This window comes from Streptomyces sp. Y309 (assembly GCF_056712025.1).
Window position 1 is genome coordinate 9,150,086 of the sequence record NZ_CM160048.1, and the last position, 20,265, is coordinate 9,170,350.

The window sequence follows — 20,265 nt, forward strand, 5'->3', positions numbered from 1 at the left end:
TCATGCCGTATCCCACAGCCACCCCGGTCGTCGACCGGCAAGCACCGCTCCTACGCCAGGAGTTGCAGCACCGCCTCGACACGCTCGCCCACACCCACCGGGTGCCCGGGGCCCACCTCGCCGTGGACACCGGCATGGAAGTCATCAGCGTCCACACCGGTACGGCCGACGCCGCCACCGGCAGCGCGTACACGGCCGACACAGCCGTCCCGCTGGGCTCCGTCACCAAGGTCTACACCGCCGCCGCCGTCCTCCTCCTGGCCGACGACGGCGACCTCGACCTGGACGACCCCGCCGCCTCGTACGTCCCCGAACTGCGGGAGTTACCGCGGGTGACGGTACGTCACCTGCTCGGCCACACCGCCGGGTTGCCGACCGGACCGGACTCGGACACCGCGGCCCGCACCACCGCCTCCCGCTACCTGTCCGGGGTCTGCACGGCACAGGACGCGCTGTTCGCACCGGGCACCGGCTTCTCCTACTCCAACGCCGGATACATAGCCGCCGGCCGCCTCGTGGAGCAGGTGACGGGCATGACCTGGCAGGAAGCCGTCCAGGCCCTGCTCCTCGACCCCCTGGGCACCGCGCCCGCCTTCCTCGGCGACCCCGTCGCCGCCCGCCCCGTCGCCGCCGGCCACGCCGTCAACACGGCGACCGGCCGGCTGCGCCCCGCCCACCAGAACCTGGCCCCGGTGGAGGCACCGGCCGGAGCCCTGCTGGCCGGCGCCCTGGACCTGCTGGACCTCGGCAGAGCTCTGGCGGGCCGCTCCGCCGCGCTGCCGCCCGACGTGGCCGCCCGCATGCGGCGCCCCGAACCCGGCGCCGCCCCGGGAGCCCTGGCGGACGCCTGGGGCCTCGGTGTGGCGCTGTTCGACCACGACGGCCGACGGTGGTGCGGCCACGACGGCAACGCGCAGGGCACCTCCTGCCACCTGCGGGCCGAGCCGGAAAGCGGCGTGGTCGTCGCCTTCACCGGCAACGCCGGCGGTGCCACCGCGCTGTGGCAGGACCTCACCGACGACCTCACCCGGCTCACCGGCGCACGGGTGCCGACCGCGCCGACACCCGCTCACCGCGGCGACCCCATCGCCCTCCCCGAATGCGCCGGCACCTACCACAACGGCCCGACCGAATACCGGATCACCCTCGGCACGGACGGCTCCCCCACGCTGTCCGTCGACGGTGACGTGCCGCTGCCCCTGGTCTGCTACCCGGACCTGTCGTGCGATCTCGTCGACCCGGCCACCGGCCGCCGCGAGCCCGGCGGCCGGTTCCACCGCGACCCCGCCACCGGCGTCATCGACCACGTGCAGATATCGGGCCGCGCCGCACGCCGCACCCGCACCGCCTGACCCGCACCGCTCCGCCGTCCTCCTGCGCCCGTGCGGCCGAGGCACCCCACGGCCCCGCCGTCCGGGGCGTGCCTCCCGCACCGGCGCGCCCAGCATCGTCCCCGCTCCGAAGGACTGCCCCCATGACCGAGCCGCATGACACATCCGCTCCGGCCTCTTCTCCGCCGCGGCCCCCCGAGCCCGCCGTAGCCACCGCGAGCGAGGGGACCGATCCGGCACCGCGCCCACCGCTGGCCGAACTCTTCGCGGCGTGGGTCACGCGCACACCCGAGGCGCCCGCGCTGACCGACGGCCGCCGGACCTGGTCGTACCGGGAACTGGCGGACCGGTCCGGGCGGCTCGCCGACGAACTCGTACGGCTCGGGGCGGGCCCCGAGCGCACCGTGGCCCTGGTCCTGCCGCGCTCCATGGAACTGATCGCCGCCGAACTGGCCGTGGCCCGGGCGGGCGCCGCCTTCCTGCCCGTCGACCCGGACTACCCCGCCGAGCGGCGTGAGCTGATGCTGGGCGACGCCGGACCCGCGGTGGTCCTCGACGACCTGAGCCGGGTCCGTGATGTCATGGACGGCGCGAACGGCACGGGCGCCGTGCACGACCTGGACGCCGCGCACGACCTGGACGCCGGGAGCGGCACGGGCGCCGTATACGACACGGACGCCCGGAGCGGCACCGGCGCCACGGAGGCCGGGGGAGCGCACGCCGGATCGCCGGATGCGCCGGTCGGCCCCAACCACGCCGCGTACGTCATCTACACCTCCGGTTCGACCGGCCGGCCCAAGGGTGTGACGGTCACTCACCGAGGTATCGCGGGTTTCGCCGAGGCCGCCGCCGAGCGGTACGCGGTGGGGCCGGGCGACCGCGTGCTCCAGTTCTCCTCACCCAGCTTCGACGCCTCCGTGCTCGAACTGTTCATCTCCGTCCTGACCGGCGCCACCCTCGTGGTCCCGCCGGACGGACCGTGGCTCGGCGACGAACTCGCCACGGTCCTGGACGAGCACCGCATCAGCCACACCCTCATCCCCCCGGCCGCCCTCGCCACCCTGCCCGCCCCGGGCCCCGGCGGCGCGCCCCATCTGCGCACCCTGATCGTGGGCGCCGAGGCGTGCCCGGCGCACCTCGTCGACACCTGGGCACCCGGCCGCCGGATGATCAACTCCTACGGCCCGACCGAGGCCACCATCGTCGCCTCCTGGACCGGACCCCTGGCCGCGGCGAGCGGCCCCCCGACGATCGGCGGCCCGCTGCCCGGCACCCGGTCCCACGTCCTGGACGCGGATCTGCGCCCGGTGCCCCCCGGCGGCGACGGCGAACTGTTCGTGGGCGGCGACGGCGTGGCCCGCGGCTACCTCAACCGGCCCGGCCTGACCGCCGCCCGCTTCGTCGCCGACCCGTTCGGCCCGCCCGGCGCCCGCCTCTACCGCACCGGGGACCGGGCACGCTGGACCGCCGACGGGGAACTGGAGTACCTCGGCCGCGTCGACCGCCAGGTGAAGGTGCGCGGCTTCCGCATCGAACCCGGCGAGGTCGAGGCGGCGCTGCTGCGCCACACCGGGGTCCGCGAGGCCGTGGTCGTGGTGCGCGAGGACGAGCCGGGACGGCGCAGGCTGGTCGGCTACATCACCCCGGCCGACCGCCGACAGGCGCCGCACCCCGCGGAGTTGCGTGCCTACGCGGCCGCCGCCCTGCCCGCGCACATGGTCCCCTCGGCCGTCGTCGTCCTGGACGAACTGCCGCTCACCCCGCAGCACAAGGTCGACCGGCGTGCCCTGCCCGCCCCCGCCCCCGCCCACGCACCCGCCGCGGGCCGCGTCCTGCCCCGCACCCGTGAGGAAGAGACGCTCGCAGCCATCTGGGCGGACGTCCTCGGCGTCGACGCGGTGGGCGTGGAGGACGACTTCTTCGACCTGGGCGGCGACTCCATCCTCGCCGCCAAGGCCCTGTCCCGGATCCGCGACGAACTGGGGATGCTGCTCTCCGTACGAGACGTCTTCACCGCACGCAACGTCGCCGCCCTCGCCCCGCTGCTCGCGGATCCCGCCGCCGCCGTGACGGCGGAGCCGATCCCGCCCGCCCCGCGCGACCGGCCGCTGCCGCTGTCCAGCGCACAGCGGCGGCTGTGGTTCCTCGATGACCTCACCGACGGCGGCACCGAGTACAACACCGGCGTGGCGCTGCGGCTGCGCGGCGAACCGGACACGGCGGCACTGCGCCGCGCCCTGGACCGGCTGGCCGCGCGCCACGACTCGCTGCGCACCACCTTCGCCACCGTCGACGGGCAGGGCGTACAGCGGGTGAGCGGCGCGTCCGTCCTGCCGCTGCGCACCGCCGACGTGCGGGAACTGCCCGCCGAGCAGCGCGCCGAGGCCGCCGAGCGACTCCTCGCCGACGAACTGAGCCGCCCCTACGACCTGGCGGCGGGGCCGCTGACCCGCGCCCTGCTCGTCCACCATGCCGACGACGACCATCTGCTGCTGCTCGCCCAGCACCACATCGTCACCGACGGCTGGTCGGTGGGCATCCTGACCCGGGACCTGACCGCGCTCTACCGCGCGGAGGTCTCCGGCACACCGGACGGCCTGCCCGAGCCCGGCGTCCAGTACCCGGACTTCGCCGTGTGGGAGCACGAGCGGTCCGGTGACGGCCACGCCGAGGACCTCGCGTACTGGAAGCGGCACCTGACGGGGATGCCGCAACTGGAACTGCCCACCGACCGGCCACGGCCCGCGGTGCGCACCACCGCGGGCGCCGCGCACCGCCACCGGCTCCCCGCCGAACTGATCGCCCGCCTGCGGCAGTTGGCCGGCGGACGCGGCACCACCGTCTTCACCCTGTTCGCCGGAGCGGCGGCCGTGCTGTTCTCCCGCTACTCCGGGCAGCAAGACGTGGTCTTCGGCACCGTCACCAACGGGCGGGGCCACCGGGACCTGGAGGACGCCACCGGCTTCTTCGCCAACACCGTGGTGCTGCGCGAAGAAGTGGACGACACCATGACCGTCGACCGGTTCGTGGAGAGCATGCGCGCGACCGTCCTCGACGCCTTCGCCCACGACGGGGTGCCGTTCGACCGTGTCGTCGAGGAACTCGCGCCGCCCCGCGACCCGAGCCGCACCCCCCTGGTGCAGGCCCTCGTGGTCCAGCAGACCGCCGCCGACCGCCCCGGGGACTGCGGCGGGCTGCGCGTCGAGGACCACCCGCTGCCGCGCCCGGCCGCCCGCTTCGACCTGGTCCTGGAGTTCGCGCCGCGGCCGGACGGCGGCTGCGAGCTGACGGTCGAGTACAACACCGACCTGTTCCGGGCGGACACGGTCGCCCGCATGAGCGGTCATCTGCACCGCCTCCTCGAAGGCATGGTGGAGAGCCCCCACCGGACCCTGGCCAGGCTGCCGCTTCTTTCGGAGGACGAGCGGCGCACGCTGCTCGAATCATGGAACCCGCCCAACCCGCCCGCGCCCGCCAGGGGGCACCAGCGCGGCGAGGGCACGCTGCCGGCGCTGTTCGAGGCTCAGGTGGCCGCCACCCCCGACCGCACCGCCGTGCTCTGCGGCCCCACGCGCCTCGACTACGCCGAGGTGAACCGGCGCGCCAACCGGCTCGCCCGGCTCCTCGTCGCCCGCGGCGCCGGGCCCGAGACGCTCGTGGCGCTGTGCCTGCCCCGCACCGCCGACCTCCTGCCGACCTTGTGGGCGGTACTGAAGTCCGGCGCCGGATATCTGCCCGTGGACCCCGGCTATCCGCGCGAACGCGTCGCCTTCATGCTCGACGACGCCGCGCCGGCCCTGGTCGTCGCCACCCGTGAGACCGCGGACGCGCTGCCCGACGGGTGCGATCCCCTGCTCCTGGAGGACTGCCCGGCCGACGGCGACCCGGGCCCGGCGGACGCGGACCCGACCGACGCCGACCGCCTGCGGCCCCTGCTCCCGGACCATCCCGCGTACGTCATCTACACCTCGGGCTCGACCGGACGCCCCAAGGGAGTCGTGGTCACCCACCGCAGCGTCGCCGCGCTCGCCGCGTGGGCGGGGGAGTGCTTCGGTCCCCGCCGCCTCGCGCACGTGCTGGCCGCCACCTCCCTCAACTTCGACGTGTCCGTCTTCGAGTTGCTCTGCCCGCTGCTCGCGGGCGGCAGCGTCGAGGTGGTCGCCGACCTGGCGGCGCTCGCCGACGCGGACGGACCGAAGCGGGCCGGGCTCCTCAGCGGCGTGCCGTCGGTGGTCTCGCGGATGCTCGCCGCGGGCGGCGCGGCCGTGCGGGCCGACACGGTCGTCCTGGCGGGCGAGGCGCTGCCCGCGCAGACCGTGCGCGACCTGCGCGAGGCCATGCCGTCCTGCGAGGTGGCCAACATCTACGGCCCCACCGAGGCCACCGTCTACGCCACCGCCTGGTTCGCGGGCGAGCAGGTGCCCAGCCAGTCCCCGCCCATCGGCAGGCCCGTGGCCCGTACCCGCGCCTACGTCCTCGACCAGCTGATGCGCCCCCAACCGCCGGGCGTCACAGGTGAGTTGTACCTGGGCGGCGGCGGCCTAGCGCGCGGCTACCTGGGACGCCCCGGCCTGACCGCAGCCCGCTTCCTCGCCGACCCGTTCGGCCTGCCGGGGGACCGCATGTACCGCACCGGGGACCTGGTGCGCTGGACCGCCGACGGTGAACTGGAGTACCTCGGCCGGAGCGACCAGCAGGTCAAGGTGCGCGGCTTCCGCATCGAACTCGGCGAGGTCGAGGAGGCGTTGCGCGGCTGCGCGGGCGTGGCGGAGAGCGCCGCCACCGTCCTGGAGAGCGACGGCCACCGGCGTCTGGTCGGCCACGTCGTCCCGGCCCCGGGCGCGCACCTCGAACCGGAGGCGGTGCGCCGGACCCTCGGCCGCACCCTGCCCGACTACCTGGTCCCCGCGGCCGTCGTGGTGCTGCCCGCGCTGCCGCTGAACCCCAACGGCAAGCTGGACCGCGGCCGTCTCCCGGCACCTGCGCCCGCCGGGCACCCCACCCGCCACGTCGCGCCCCGCACCCCCACCGAGCGGGTCCTCGCCGGAATCTGGGCCCACGTGCTGCACGTGGAGCGCGTCGGCGCCGACGACAACTTCTTCGCCCTCGGCGGCGACTCCATCCTCAGCATCCAAGTGGTCGCCCAGGCCCGGCAGGCCGGACTCACGGTGACCTCCCGCGACGTCTACCGGCACCAGACGGTCGCCGCCTTGGCCCGGTGCGCGGACGCCTCCGGACCCCGCGCAACCGCGGCCCCGGCCGTCGTGGCCGCCACCGGCACGGCACCGCTGACACCCATCCAGCGCTGGCTGTTCGACAGCGCGGGCGACCGGGCCGGTCACTTCGCGCAGACCCTGTCCACGGAGCTGTCCCGCACCGTCGACGCGACGGCCCTGGAGCACGCCCTCAACGACGTCGTCGCCCACCACGACGCACTGCGCTCCCGCTTCCCCGGCACCGACGGGGAGCCGGGCGGCACCGGCTGGCACATCGACGAGCGCGTGCCGCGACTGCGCCTGGGCCACCACACCGGTCCCGGCACCGACACCCCCCACCTGGGCCCCTTCGACCTCGCCCACGGACCGCTGCTGCGCGCCGTCCTGCACGACCGGGGCGAGGGCCTGCCCGCGATCCTGCACCTGGCGGTCCATCACCTCGTGGTCGACGGCGTCTCCTGGCGCGTCCTGCTGGAGGACCTCGACCGGGCGTACCGCGCCCGCCGCGAGGGCCGCGACGGGACCGCGGCGCTGCCCGCCAAGTCCTCGCCGCTGCGGCACTGGGCCCGGCGCCTGACCGCCCACGCCGCCGAGGGCGGCGTCGACGACGAGACGGCGTACTGGACGCAGGCCACCGCCGGTGCCGCGGTGGACCTGCCGCGGGACCTGACGGGCGCCAACACCTACGCCTCGGCGCGCTCGGTGACCGTACGCCTGACCGCCGATGACACCTCCGCCCTGCTGCGCACGCTGCCGGACACCTACCGCACCCGGGTCAACGACGTGCTGCTGAGCGCTCTTGGCCGGGTGCTATGCGCGTGGACCGGACACGAGAAGGTCCTCGTGGACGTCGAGGGACACGGCCGCGAGGAGCTCTTCGCCGACGTCGACACCAGCCGCACCGTCGGCTGGTTCACCACCCGTCACCCCGTCGCCCTCGCCGTCCCGCCGGACGCAGGATGGGACGCCGTACTGAAGCAGGTCAAGGAACAGGTGCGCGCGGTGCCCCGGCACGGCCTGGGGCACGACGTCCTGCGGTACCTGGCCCGGCCGGGAGCGCTGCCGTCGGCGCCGACCGCGCAGGTCAGTTTCAACTACCTGGGCCGCTTCGGGGTGCCCGGCGCGGCCGACGGCCTGTACGGCGGCACGTTCCGCCCGCTGGAGCTGGACGCCGACCCGCTCGCCGCCCGCCCCCACGCCCTGGAGGTCGTGGGCCAACTGGACGGCGACGAGCTGGAGTTCACCTGGTTCTACTCCGCCGGACTGCACCAGGAGTCCACCGTCACCGGCCTCGCCGGGCGGTTCGCCGACGCGCTGGCCGGCATCGCCCGGCACGCCGCCGCCCCCGGCACCGGCGGGCGCACCCCGTCGGACTTCCCGCTGGCCGAGCTCGACCAGGCGGCCGTGGACCGGATCACGGGCGACGACCCCGGCGCGGTGGAGGACGTCCATCCGCTCACGCCCACCCAGGCGGGCATGCTCTTCCACGGCCTGTCGCAGGACGACCGGCGCGTCTACTTCCAGCAGCTGTCGTTCGTCCTGGACGGCGTGCCCGACCCCGAGGTGCTCGCGGCGGCCTGGCAGCAGGTCACGGACCGCACCCCCGTGCTCCGCGGCCACGTCGTGTGGCAGGACGTCCCCGAGCCGCTGTTCGTGGTGCGGCGGCGCGCGACCCTCCCCGTCACCCACCTCGACTGGCGCGATCTGGACGAGGACGAACGGGCGGGCAGGCTCCGGGACTTCCTCGCCGAGGACCGTGAGCGCGGCATCGACCTGGCGCCTGCGCCGCTCCAGCGCCTGGTCCTCGCCCGGCTCTCCGACACCTCCGTGCGCGTGGTGTGGTCCTTCCACCACCTGATCCTCGACGGCTGGAGCCTGTTCCAGGTCCTGTCCGACGTGTTCGCCGACCACGCCCGCCGCACCGGTGTGCCGGGAGCCGATGGCGAGCTGCCCGAGCGGCGTCCGTACCGCGACTATGTGGCCTGGTTGCGCGAGCGCGACGGGGCGGAGGCCGGACAGCACTGGCAGGACCGCCTCTCCGGCCTGAGCGAGACCACCGCGCTGCCCTACGACCGTGAGCCGCGTGAGAGCCACCACGCCGAGTCCACGGACGCCGTCCGCGTCACGCTGCCCGAGACCACGAGCCGGGCACTCGAAGACCTCGCGCGGAGCGCGGGGCTGACCCTCAACACCCTGGTCCAGGGCGCGTGGGCGCTGCTCCTGAGTCGGCAGGCGGGCCGGGCGGACGTCGTCTTCGGCACCACCGTCTCCGGCCGGCCGCCCGAGCTGCCCGGCGCCGAGGACATGACTGGCCTGTTCATCTCGACCCTGCCCACCCGCGTCACCGTGCCGCGCGACGGCACCCTGCTCGACTGGCTGCGCGACCTCCAGCGCGACCAGAGCGAGGACCGCCGCTTCGACTGCGTCCCGCTCACGCGGATGAAGGCGCTCACCGAACTTCCCGAGCGCGCCGCCCTGTTCGACAGCATCGTGGTCTTCGAGAACTATCCGGTCGACGACGACCTCGCCGCCGCCCACGGTCTGCGACTGAGCGGGCTCGACGGCATCGAGACCACCAACTACCCGCTCAGCCTGGTCGCGTACCCCGGGACGGAACTGGCCCTGAGAGTCGGGTACGACCCCGAGCTGTTCGACGCCGCCACCGTCGCACGGATGGCCGAGTACCTGACCGTCCTCCTGGCAGGCATGACCGCCGGGCCGGAACGCGCGCCCGCGCGGCTGCCCCTGCTGACGCCCGCCCGCCGCCACCAGGTGCTCGACACGTGGAACGACACCGCCGCGCCCGCCCCGGACGCCACTGCCGCGGAGCTGTTCGCCGCGCAGGTGCGGCGCACGCCCGACGCCGTTGCGCTGGAAGCCGGAGACGAACGGCTCACCTACGGCGAGCTGGACGCCCGGGCCGCGGCCCTCGCCGCCCGGCTCACCGCGCTCGGTGTCACGGCGGAAGTTCCGGTGGGCGTCCTGATGAAACGTTCGATCACCCTTGTCGTCGCGCAGCTCGCCCTCGCCCGCACCGGCGGCGTGTACGTCCCGCTGGATGGCAGGGCCCCGGTCGAGCGGCTGCGGCGCATGCTCACCGACGTGGGCACGGCGCTGCTGCTCACCGATGCCGCCTGGCAGGAGAGCGCGGGGGAGGTGCTGCCCGACGGCACTGTGCTGTGCGTCGACGGGGGCTTGGACGACGGCTTCGGCGGTGGCGGCCTCGACGGGGCGGCGGCCGACGGGCCAGGGGCCGACGGATCGGCGGCCGACGGGCCGGGCATCCCTCACGTGCACCCCGACAACGTCCAGTACCTGATGTTCACCTCGGGATCCACCGGCACCCCCAAGGGGGTCGCCGTGCGGCACCGGGACGTCGCCGCGCTCGCCCTCGACCGCGCCTTCGCCGGGCACGAGCGGGTGCTCGTGCACTCCCCGCACGCCTTCGACGCCTCGACGTACGAACTGTGGGTGCCGCTGCTGCACGGCGGCACGGCCGTGCTCGCGCCGCCGGACGACCTGGACGCCGCCGGCGTACGCCGCGCGATCACCGAGCAGGGCGTGCGGTGCCTGTGGCTCACCGCGGGGCTCTTCCGCCTGCTCGCCCAGGAGGACCCGACCTGCCTGCGCGGCGCCGTCGAGGTGTGGACCGGCGGTGAGGCCGTGCCCGGCGCGGTGGTGGCCCGGGTCCTGGACGCCTGCCCCGGCCTGACCGTCGTCGACGGCTACGGCCCCACCGAGACCACCACGTTCGCCACCCGGCGCCCCTACCGCGCCGGCGACCCGCTGCCCGCCGTGCTGCCCATCGGACGCCCCCTGGACAACACCCGGGTGTACGTCCTCGACGACGCGCTGCATCCCCAACCTCCGGGCGTGCCAGGGGAGTTGTACATCGCGGGCGCCGGTCTGGCCCGCGGATACGCCGGGCTGCCCGCGGCCACCGCCGCCCGCTACCTCGCCGACCCGTTCGGCCCGCCCGGCACCCGCATGTACCGCACCGGCGACATCGTGCGCTGGAGCGGCGACGGCGAACTGCACTTCGTGGGGCGCGCGGACGACCAGATCAAGATCCGTGGCTTCCGCGTCGAGCCCGCCGAGATCGAGGCCCGGCTCACGGCCCACCCGGCCGTCGCCGAAGCGGTCGTCTCCCTGTACGAGCACGCCGGCCGCAAACGCCTGGCCGCCCACCTCGTACCGGCCCCGGGCGCGGCGGTCCCGGCCGCGGCCGAGCTGCGCGCCCACCTGTCCGCGGACCTGCCCGACTACATGCTGCCCGCCGCCTTCGTCACCGTGCCGGAACTGCCCCTGACGGCCAACGGCAAGGTGGACCGGCGCAGGCTGCCCGAGCCCGACTGGACCACGACGGGCGACGCGGCCTACCGGGCCCCGCGCGCCGGAGCCGAGCGGATACTCGGCGAGATCTGGGCGGAACTGCTCGGCGTGGCACGTGTCGGCGCCGACGACAACTTCTTCATGCTGGGCGGCGACTCGATCCTCAGCATCCAGGTCGTCTCCCGCGCCCGCGCCGCCGGTCTCGCCCTCACCCCGCGCGACCTGTTCCGCCACCCCACCATCGCCGCCCTCGCCGCCGCGAGCGGCACCGCCGCGCCCGTCGCGGGCACCGCCCAGGTCGCCGGGGAGGTCGCGCTCACGCCCATCCAGCACTGGTTCCTGGACGCGGGGCCGCACCGCCCGGAGTTCTTCGACCAGTCCGTCGTCGTGGAGACCGCCGAGGACGTAGACGCCGACGCGCTGCGCCGCGCGCTCACCGCCCTCTGGTCCCACCACGACGCCCTGCGCTCGCGCTTCGCCCGGCAGGACGACGGCGCGTGGCGGCAGACGTGCGCCGACACCGAGGCGGCGGCGCACGAACTCCTCGAAGTCCACGACCTGAGCGGCCTCGACCCGGCGCCGGCTGAGGACACCGAGGACCGCGTCACGGCCGAGGCGCACGCCGCCTTCCGTCTCGACACCGGCCCGCTCCTCACCGCCCGCCTGTTCACCGGCGCCCGCCGCCCCCGCCTGCTCCTGACGGCGCATCACCTGGTGGTCGACGGCGTCTCCTGGCGCGTACTCCTGGAGGACCTGGACACCGCCTACCGGCAGGCGCATGCCGGAGAAGGGATACGACTCCCCGAGCGCACCACCTCCGTCCAGGAGTGGGCGCGCCGCCTGCACGCGCACACCGAATCCGGTGGCTTCGTCGGCCAGCGCGAGCATTGGGAGGACATGTCCCGGCACTGCGCCGTGCCGCTGCCCGTCGATGGTGAGGGTGACGGCGGCAACACCATGGCCGACGTCCGCGAGGTCACCGTACGCCTGGACAGGCAGCGCACCGACGCGCTGCTGCGCGAGGTGCCCGGCGCCTACCGCACGCGCATCGACGACGCCCTGCTGACCGCCCTCGGCAGGGTCCTCGCCGGGTGGACCGGACGGCGGACCGTCGCCGTCGGCCTGGAGGGGCACGGCCGCGAGGACCAGCTCTTCGACGACATCGACCTGTCGCGCACGGTCGGCTGGTTCACCTCCCTGTACCCGGTCGCGCTCGACGTGCCGGACGGGGACTGGGGCACCGCCCTGAAGGCAGTGAAGGAACAGCTGCGTGCGGTCCCCGACCGGGGCATCGGCTATGGAGCGCTGCGGTATCTGTCCGGGGACGGCCGCCTCACCGGCGCGCCGGCGGCCGCCGTCAGCTTCAACTACCTGGGCCGGTTCGGCTGGTCCGACACCGCCGGGGGCGTCGACGACGGCGGGCTGGTGCGCTCCGTGCCCGGCGGGCTGGGCGGCGCCGAGGCACCCGAGTCGGTGCGCCCCCACCTGCTGGACGTGGTGGCCCGCGTCGACGACGGCCAGCTGGAGATCACCTGGCACTACAGCCACCGGCTGCACCGCGAGGAGACGATCGCGGGCCTCGCGTCCGGCCTGCTCCAGGCCCTGGAAGGCATCGTCGCCCACTGCGCCGAGCCGGGCGCAGGCGGCCGGACCCCGTCGGACTTCCCGCTGGCCCGCCTGGACCAGACGGCCCTCGACCGGGTCGCCGGGGACGGCCGCACCGTCGCGGACCTCTACCCGCTGACGCCGATGCAGGCGGGCATGCTGTTCCACAGCCTCATGGACCCGGACGGCCGCACCTACGTCAACCAGGTCCAACTGGTGCTGCGAGGCGTCACTGATCCGGGCGCCCTGGCCGAGGCGTGGCAGCACACCGCGGACGCCAACCCCGTGCTGCGCACCCGCCTGGAGTGGCAGGAGACCGCCGAACCGCTCCAGGTCGTGCAGCGGCGGGCCACCGTGCCCGTCACCCACCACGACTGGACGACCTGGTCCGCCGAGCGCCGCGAACAGGAGATGGACCGGCTGCTCGCCGCCGACCGCGAGGCTGGCGTCGACCTGGGCGCGGCTCCGCTGATGCGGCTCACCCTCATCCGGCTCTCGCCGGAACGGGTGCGGATGGTGTGGACGTTCCACCACGTCCTGCTCGACGGGTGGAGCGCGGCCCAGGTCTTCGACGAGGTGTGTGAGCGGTACGCCGCCCTGACCACCGGACGCCGCCCCGAGGTTCCCGGCCGGGCGGCCTTCGCCGACTACTTGGGCTGGCTGACCTGCCAGGACGCCGAGCGGGCCGAACAGTACTGGCGTACCGCCCTCGCCGGATTCGCCACGCCCACCGCGCTGCCCCGGGACCGGTGGCCCGCCGAGGCGCACCGCGCGTCCTCGTCCGATTCGGTCCGCGCGACGCTCGACGCCGACGTGTCGGCACGGCTGCGGGAGACCGCGCAGCGGGCCGGACTGACCGTCAACACCATGCTCCAGGGCGCCTGGGCGCTGCTCCTCTCCCGCTACGGCGGCGGTGACGACGTGGTGTTCGGCACGACCGTCTCCGGGCGCCCGGCCGACCTGCCGGGCGTGACCTCCATGGTCGGCCTGTTCATCAACACCCTGCCGACCCGGGCGCGCGTCGACGGACAGCGGCGCCTCCTCGACTGGCTCGGCGACCTCCAGGCCGCCCAGTCGGAGTCCCGGCGCCACGACTTCGTCTCCCTCGCCCAGATGCAGACCTGGAGCGACATCCCCGGCGGCACGAACCTGTTCGACAGCATCGTGGTCTTCGAGAACTACCCGTTCGACGCGGGCGCCCTGGCCCGGCACGGCCTGGCCATCGAGCAGGAACGCGACCTGGAGCCGACCAACTACCCGCTCACCGTGATGATTTCGCCGGGCGAGGAACTCGCCGTCGAACTCGGTTACGACTCCTGCTACTTCGAGGAGTCCACGGCCCGCTCCCTGGCCGATCGGCTGTTGCATACGTTGCGTGCGCTGGCGGATGCGACGGACGCCACGCGGGTGGATGCGGTGGATGTGCTGCCGCCTGCCGAGCGGAGTCGTCTGCTGGCGGGGGCGGTGCGTCCGCGGGCGGAGCCTGTTGTGCCGGTCACCTTGCCTGCTCTGGTTGAGGCCGCGGTGGACCGTGTGCCGGACGCTGTGGCGTTGGAGGCGCCTGGCTTGGTGTTGTCGTTCGGGGAGTTGGAGGCGCGGGCGAATGTGCTGGCGCACCGGCTCATCGGGCGAGGGGTAGGTCCCGGCGACCTTGTCGCGCTGACCTTGCCGCGGTCGGCGGAGATGTTCGTCGCTCAGCTGGCGGTCACCAAGGCGGGCGCGGCGTTTCTGCCGGTCGATCCCGGATATCCGCAGGAGCGGATCGCGTTGATGCTGCGGGACGCGGCGCCTGCCCTGACGCTGGGCGCCGACGAGGTCTCTGGTCTGCTCACTGACGCAGGGGACGCCGAGCCGCGGCATCGGCCCACGGACGCCGACCGTGTCCGTCCGCTGCGGCTGGATGATCCGGCGTACGTCATTTACACCTCGGGCTCGACCGGCACTCCCAAGGGTGTGGTCGTGACCCACCGGGGCCTGGCGGACTTCGCTGCTGCCGAGGCCGCGCACTACCAAGTCAGCCCCGGAGATCGGATCTTGGCGTTCGCCACGCCCAGCTTTGACGCCTCAGTGCTGGAGCTGTGCATGTCGCTGCCTCATGGGGCTCGGCTCGTGGTGCCCCCGCCCGGCCCGCTGCTGGGCGCCGAGTTGGCGGAGGTGCTGCGGGGCGGGCGTATCACGCACACGCTGCTGCCGCCCGCCGCGTTGGCCACGTTGCCGTCGGACACTCCCGGCACGCTGCCCGATCTGAAGACCTTGACCGTCGGCGCCGATGCCTGCGGGGCGGAGCTGGTGGCGCGGTGGGCGCCGCATCACCGCCTGGTCAACTCCTACGGGCCGACCGAGGCCACCGTGGTCGCCACCTGGTCGGCCCCGCTGGAAGCGGGCGGCACGGCCCCGCCCATCGGCCGCCGCCTGCCGGGCACCGGCACCTACGTCCTAGATGGGCGGCTGCGTCCGGTCCCCGATGGCGTGCCCGGTGAACTGTGGCTCAGTGGCCCGTCGTTGGCCCGCGGCTACCTCAACCGGCCCGGCCTGACCGCCTCCCGCTTCACCGCCGACCCCTTCGGCCCGCCCGGCACCCGCATGTACCGCACCGGCGACCTGGTACGCCGCGACGCCCACGGCGAGCTGCACTACCTGGGCCGCACCGACCACCAGGTGAAGTTGCGCGGCTTCCGCGTCGAACTGGGCGAGGTGGAGTCCGCTCTCGCCCGGCACCCGCAGGTGTCTGCCGCCGCCGCCCAAGTGGTCGAACACGACGGTCACCGGCGCCTCGTGGCCTACGCGGTCCCCGACGGCGCCGACGTCCCGGACTCCGCCGAGCTGCGCGCCTTCCTCGCGCGGACGCTGCCCGAGCACCTGGTCCCGTCCGTGGTGGTGCCGTTGGAGCAGCTGCCGCTCGGCGCCACCGGCAAGCTTGACCGCCGGGCGCTGCCCGAGCCGGTGTGGCCGACCGGTGACACCGGCGGCGGGGAGCACGCTCCGCGCACCGGTGCCGAGAAGACGCTCGCCGCCATCTGGGCCGAGGTGCTCCGCGTGCCCGACGTGGGCGTGCGCGACAACTACTTCACCCTCGGCGGCGACTCCATCCTCGGCATCCAGATCGTCTCCGCCGCCCGCCGGGCCGGTTTCGCCCTCACCCCCCGGCACCTGTTCCAGCACCAGACGATCGCGGAGCTGGCCGTGGCTGCCGAGGACCTGCCCGCCACGGCGACCCGTGCCGAACAGGGCCCGGTCGTGGGCGAGGCGCCGCTGACCCCCGTACAGCACTGGCTGTTCGACACCCTCACCGGCGACCCGGCGCGCCTCACCCAGGGGGTCTGCCACCACCTGGCCACCGACACCGACGAGACGCTGCTGCGCGGCGCGCTCGCCGCGGTCCTCGACCACCACGACGCCCTGCGGCTGCGCTACGAGAAGGACGCCGACGGGCACTGGCGCCAGTACGGCACCGCCCCCGGCGACGGGGTCCACCTGGAGGTGCACGATCTGCCGCGGCGCACTCCGGAAGGCACCGACGCGGCGCTGCACGAGCTGGCCGAGGGCCTGAGCGGCGGGTTCGACCTGTCCGCCGCCCCCCTGTTCAGGGCCGCGCTGTGCCGCCCCGACGGAGACGGGCGGCCCGTACTGCTCCTGGCCGCCCACCACTTGGTCGTCGACGCCGTGTCGTGGCACGTGATCCTGGAGGACCTGGACAGCGCCTACCGCGCGCTGCGCGACGGCCACCCCGTGGATCTCGGGCCCAAGAGCACGTCCTTCCAGGCGTGGGCGGGCCGGCTCCTCGACCACACCGCGGCCGGCGGCTTCGACGACGAACTCGCCCACTGGCAGGCCGTGTCGGGGGACGCCACACTGCCCACCGACCTGACAGGCGCCAACATCGCCGCCTGCGAGGAGACGGTGACGGTCGCCTTGGACCGCGAGGACACCCGCAGGCTGCTACAGGACGTGCCCGACGCCTACCGCACCCGCGTCGACGACGTCCTGCTGTGCGCGCTGGGCCGGGTCATGGCGCGCTGGACCGGCCGGGACCGGGTGGCGGTCACGCTGGAGAGCCACGGCCGGGAGGACCTGTTCGACGACGTCGACCTGTCCCGTACGGTCGGCTGGTTCACCAGCGTGTACCCCGTGGTCCTCGACGTGCCCCGGCACGCGGACACCGGCTCCGCCCTGAAGTCCGTCAAGGAGAGCCTGCGCGCCGTGCCGCGCGGCGGCCTTGGGTACGGCGCCCTGCGCCATCTGCACGCCACGGCGGGGGACCGGCTGCCCGGCCTGCCGCAGCTCGGCTTCAACTACCTCGGGCAGCAGGACGGCAGCGCCCCGGCGGGCGGCGGCCTGCTGCACGCGCCCCACGGCGGGCTCACCGGCGGCATGGACCGCGCCGCGGAGCGTCCGCACCTCATCGACGTCCTCGGCCATGTCACCGACAAACGACTGGAGTTCACCTGGTCGTACTCCCGCGAGGTGCACCGGCGCGACACCGTCGACCGCCTCGCCGCCGAGATGGCCGAAGAGCTGCGCGCCATCGTGCGGCACTGCGCCGAGCCCGGCGCCGGAGGCCGTACCCCGTCGGACTTCCCGCTGGCCCCGCTGGACCAGGCGGCCGTCGACCGCCTCGTGGGCACCGGCCGCGACATCGTGGACGTCTACCCGCTCACCCCCACCCAGTCCGGCATGCTCGTCCACGGCATGGACGAGCCCGGCGGCGGCGTGTACACCGAGCAGGTCACGTTCGTGATGGACGGGGTGCGCGACACCGGCCCGCTGGCCGCCGCCTGGCAGCACGTCGTCGACCGCACCCCCGTGCTGCGCACCGCCGTGGTCCTGAGCGGCGTACCCGTCCCGCTCCAGACCGTGCACCGTGCCGCGACGCTGCCCGTCACCGAGTACGACTGGAGCGGCCTGCCGCCCGAGCGGCGCCCGGCGGAACTGGAGCGGCTGCTCGCCGAGGACAAGGCCCGCGGCATCGCCCTGGACGGCGTGCCCCTGCTGCGTGTCGCCCTCATCCGGCTCGCCCCGGACGAGGTGCGCGTGGTGTGGACCTTCCACCACGTCCTCCTCGACGGGTGGAGCGTCTTCCACGTCCTGTCGGACGTCGTGGCCTGCCACGCCGCGCTCGCCGCGGGCGAGGAGCCGAGCCTGCCGGACCGCCGCCCGTTCGCGGACTACGCGGCCTGGTTCGCCGGCCGTGACACCGCCCGCGCCGAGGAGCACTGGCGTACCGCCCTCGCCGGACTCACCGCCCCCACGGCCCTGCCCTACGACCGCAGGCCCGCCCTGGGCGCCACGGCCTGCTCCGGCACCTGGCTGTCGCAGCGGCTCGGCGAGGAATCCACCCGGCGGCTCCAGGAGTTCGCCCGCCGCCACCGGCTCACCCTCAACACCGTGGTGGAGGGCGCCTGGGGGCTGCTCCTCTCGCGGTGGAGCGGCGAGACGGAGGTCTGCTACGGCACCACCGTCTCCGGGCGGCCCTCGGACCTGCCCGGCGCCGACACCATCACCGGCCTGTTCATCACCACGCTGCCCGCGAGGGCCACCGTGGACGGCGGACAGCCGTGCGACGCGTGGCTGCGCCGGACACAGGCGGCGCGGGCCGAGGACCGCCGCTTCGGCCACGTACCGCTCACCCGCCTGCACAGCTTCACCGAACTGCCCGCGGGGACACCCCTGTTCGACAGCCTGCTCGTCTTCGAGAACTATCCGGTCGACGACAGCACCGCGGACGCCCACGGCGTGCGGATGCGGGACCTCGAAGCCCGCGAGGCCACCAACTATCCGCTCACCGTGGTGATCTCGCCGGGCCAGCGGCTCTCTGTCGAACTCGGCTACGACCCGCGCTACTTCGAGGCGTCTACGGCTTGTTCCTTGGCCGATCAGTTGTTGCATACGTTGCGTGCGCTGGCGGATGCGACGGACACGATGCGGGTGGATGCGGTGGATGTGCTGCCGCCTGCTGAGCGGAGTCGTCTGCTGGCGGGGGCGGTGCGTCCGCAGGCGGAGGCTGTTGTGCCGGTCACGTTGCCTGCTCTGGTTGAGGCGGCGGTGGATCGTGCGCCGGATGCTGTGGCGCTGGAGGCGCCTGGCTTGGTGTTGTCGTTCGGGGAGTTGGAGGCGCGGGCGAATGCGCTGGCGCAGCGGCTCATCGGGCAGGGTGTGGGTCCTGGTGATCTCGTGGCTCTTAGTCTGCCGCGGTCGGCGGAGATGGTGCTTGCTCAGCTGGCGGTCACCAAGGCGGGCGCGGCGTTTCTGCCGGTCGATCCCGGATATCCGCAGGAGCGGATCGCGTTGATGCTTCAGGACGCGGCGCCTGCCCTGACCCTCGGCGCCGACGAGGTCTCTGGTCTGCTCACTGACGCAGGGGACGTCGAGCCGCGGCATCGGCCCACGGACGCCGACCGTGTCCGTCCGTTGCGGCTGGATGATCCGGCGTACGTCATTTACACCTCGGGTTCGACCGGCACACCTAAGGGCGTGGTGGTCACTCATCGGGGTCTGGCGGGCTTCGCTGCCGCGGAGGCCGCGCACTACCAGGTCAGCCCCGGCGACCGGGTCCTGGCGTTCGCCACGCCCAGCTTCGACGCCTCGGTGCTGGAGCTGTGCATGTCGCTGCCGCAGGGGGCTCGGCTCGTGGTGCCCCGCCCCGGTCCGTTGCTCGGCGAGGAACTGGCCGAGGTGCTGCGCGAGGGGCGTATCACGCACACGCTGCTGCCGCCCGCCGCGCTGGCCACCCTGCCGTCGGACACTCCCGGCACGCTGCCTGACCTGAAGACCTTGACGGTCGGCGCCGATGCCTGCGGGGCCGACCTGGTGGCCCGCTGGGCGCCGCATCACCGCCTGGTCAACTCCTACGGGCCGACCGAGGCCACTGTCGTGGCAACCTGGTCGGCCCCGCTGGAAGCGGTGGGTACGGCCCCGCCCATCGGCAGGCGGCTGCCGGGCACCGGCACGTACGTCCTGGACGCGCGGCTGCGTCCGGTCCCTGATGGCGTGCCCGGTGAACTGTGGCTCAGTGGCCCGTCGTTGGCGCGTGGCTACCTCAACCGGCCGGGTCTGACCGCGTCCCGCTTCACCGCCGACCCGTTCGGCCCGCCCGGCACCCGCATGTACCGCACCGGCGACCTGGTACGACGTGATGCACAGGGTGAACTGCACTACCTGGGCCGCACCGACCACCAGCTCAAGCTGCGCGGCTTCCGCATCGAGGCGGGTGAGGTGGAGACGGTCCTCACGCGGCACCCCGCCGTCCTGGACGCCGTCGTGACCGTGCGGGAGGACGAGCCGGACCTGCCGCGCCTGGTCGCCCACCTGCTGGCCGCGCCCGGCGCCGAACCCCCCGCGGCAGCCGAACTGCGCGCCCTGGCCGCGGGCGCCCTGCCCGGCCCGATGGTGCCGTCCGCGTTCGTCGTCATGGAGCGCTTCCCGCTCACCGACAACGGCAAGACCGACCGGGCCGCGCTGCCCGCACCCCCCGTGGACCTGGAGGAGACGCCCGACCGTGTCGCACCCCGCACCCCCACCGAGGAGGTCCTGGCCGACATCTGGGAGGAGGTCCTGCACACGATGGTGGGAGCGGAGGACGACTACCTCCTGCTCGGCGGCGACTCCCTGCGCGCCCTGCACATCGTCTCGCGGGCCAACGACGCCTTCGGCGTGAGCCTCACACCCCGCGACGTCCTGGTCCACCGCACGGTCGCCGCCCTGGCCGACCTGGTGGAGGAGCAGGTGCTCAGCGAACTCGAAGACGCCGCGCGCGGCGACAGCGACCACGACGAACGGTAAGG

At 74.4% G+C, this 20,265-nt stretch carries 2 protein-coding genes; both read left to right on the forward strand.

Going from position 1 to position 20,265, the window contains the following annotated elements; genetic code table 11:
- Positions 1-2 precede the first annotated feature (2 nt).
- Entirely contained in the window at positions 3-1,352 is a 1,350-nt protein-coding gene (locus AC0KTA_RS38540; RefSeq protein ID WP_481052845.1) for a serine hydrolase domain-containing protein, read from the forward strand.
- Positions 1,353-1,474: 122 nt separating this feature from the next.
- The gene (locus tag AC0KTA_RS38545) at positions 1,475-20,263 is read left to right on the forward strand and encodes a non-ribosomal peptide synthetase (protein WP_481052846.1); all 18,789 of its coding nucleotides are present in this window, start codon (positions 1,475-1,477) and stop codon (positions 20,261-20,263) included.
- Positions 20,264-20,265: the final 2 nt, after the last annotated feature.

Bases quoted from the DNA above. Each gene is read 5' to 3' on its own strand.
- AC0KTA_RS38540 (WP_481052845.1), top strand. From the start codon at position 3: ATGCCGTATCCCACAGCCACCCCGGTCGTCGACCGGCAAGCACCGCTC.
- AC0KTA_RS38545 (WP_481052846.1), top strand. From the start codon at position 1,475: ATGACCGAGCCGCATGACACATCCGCTCCGGCCTCTTCTCCGCCGCGG.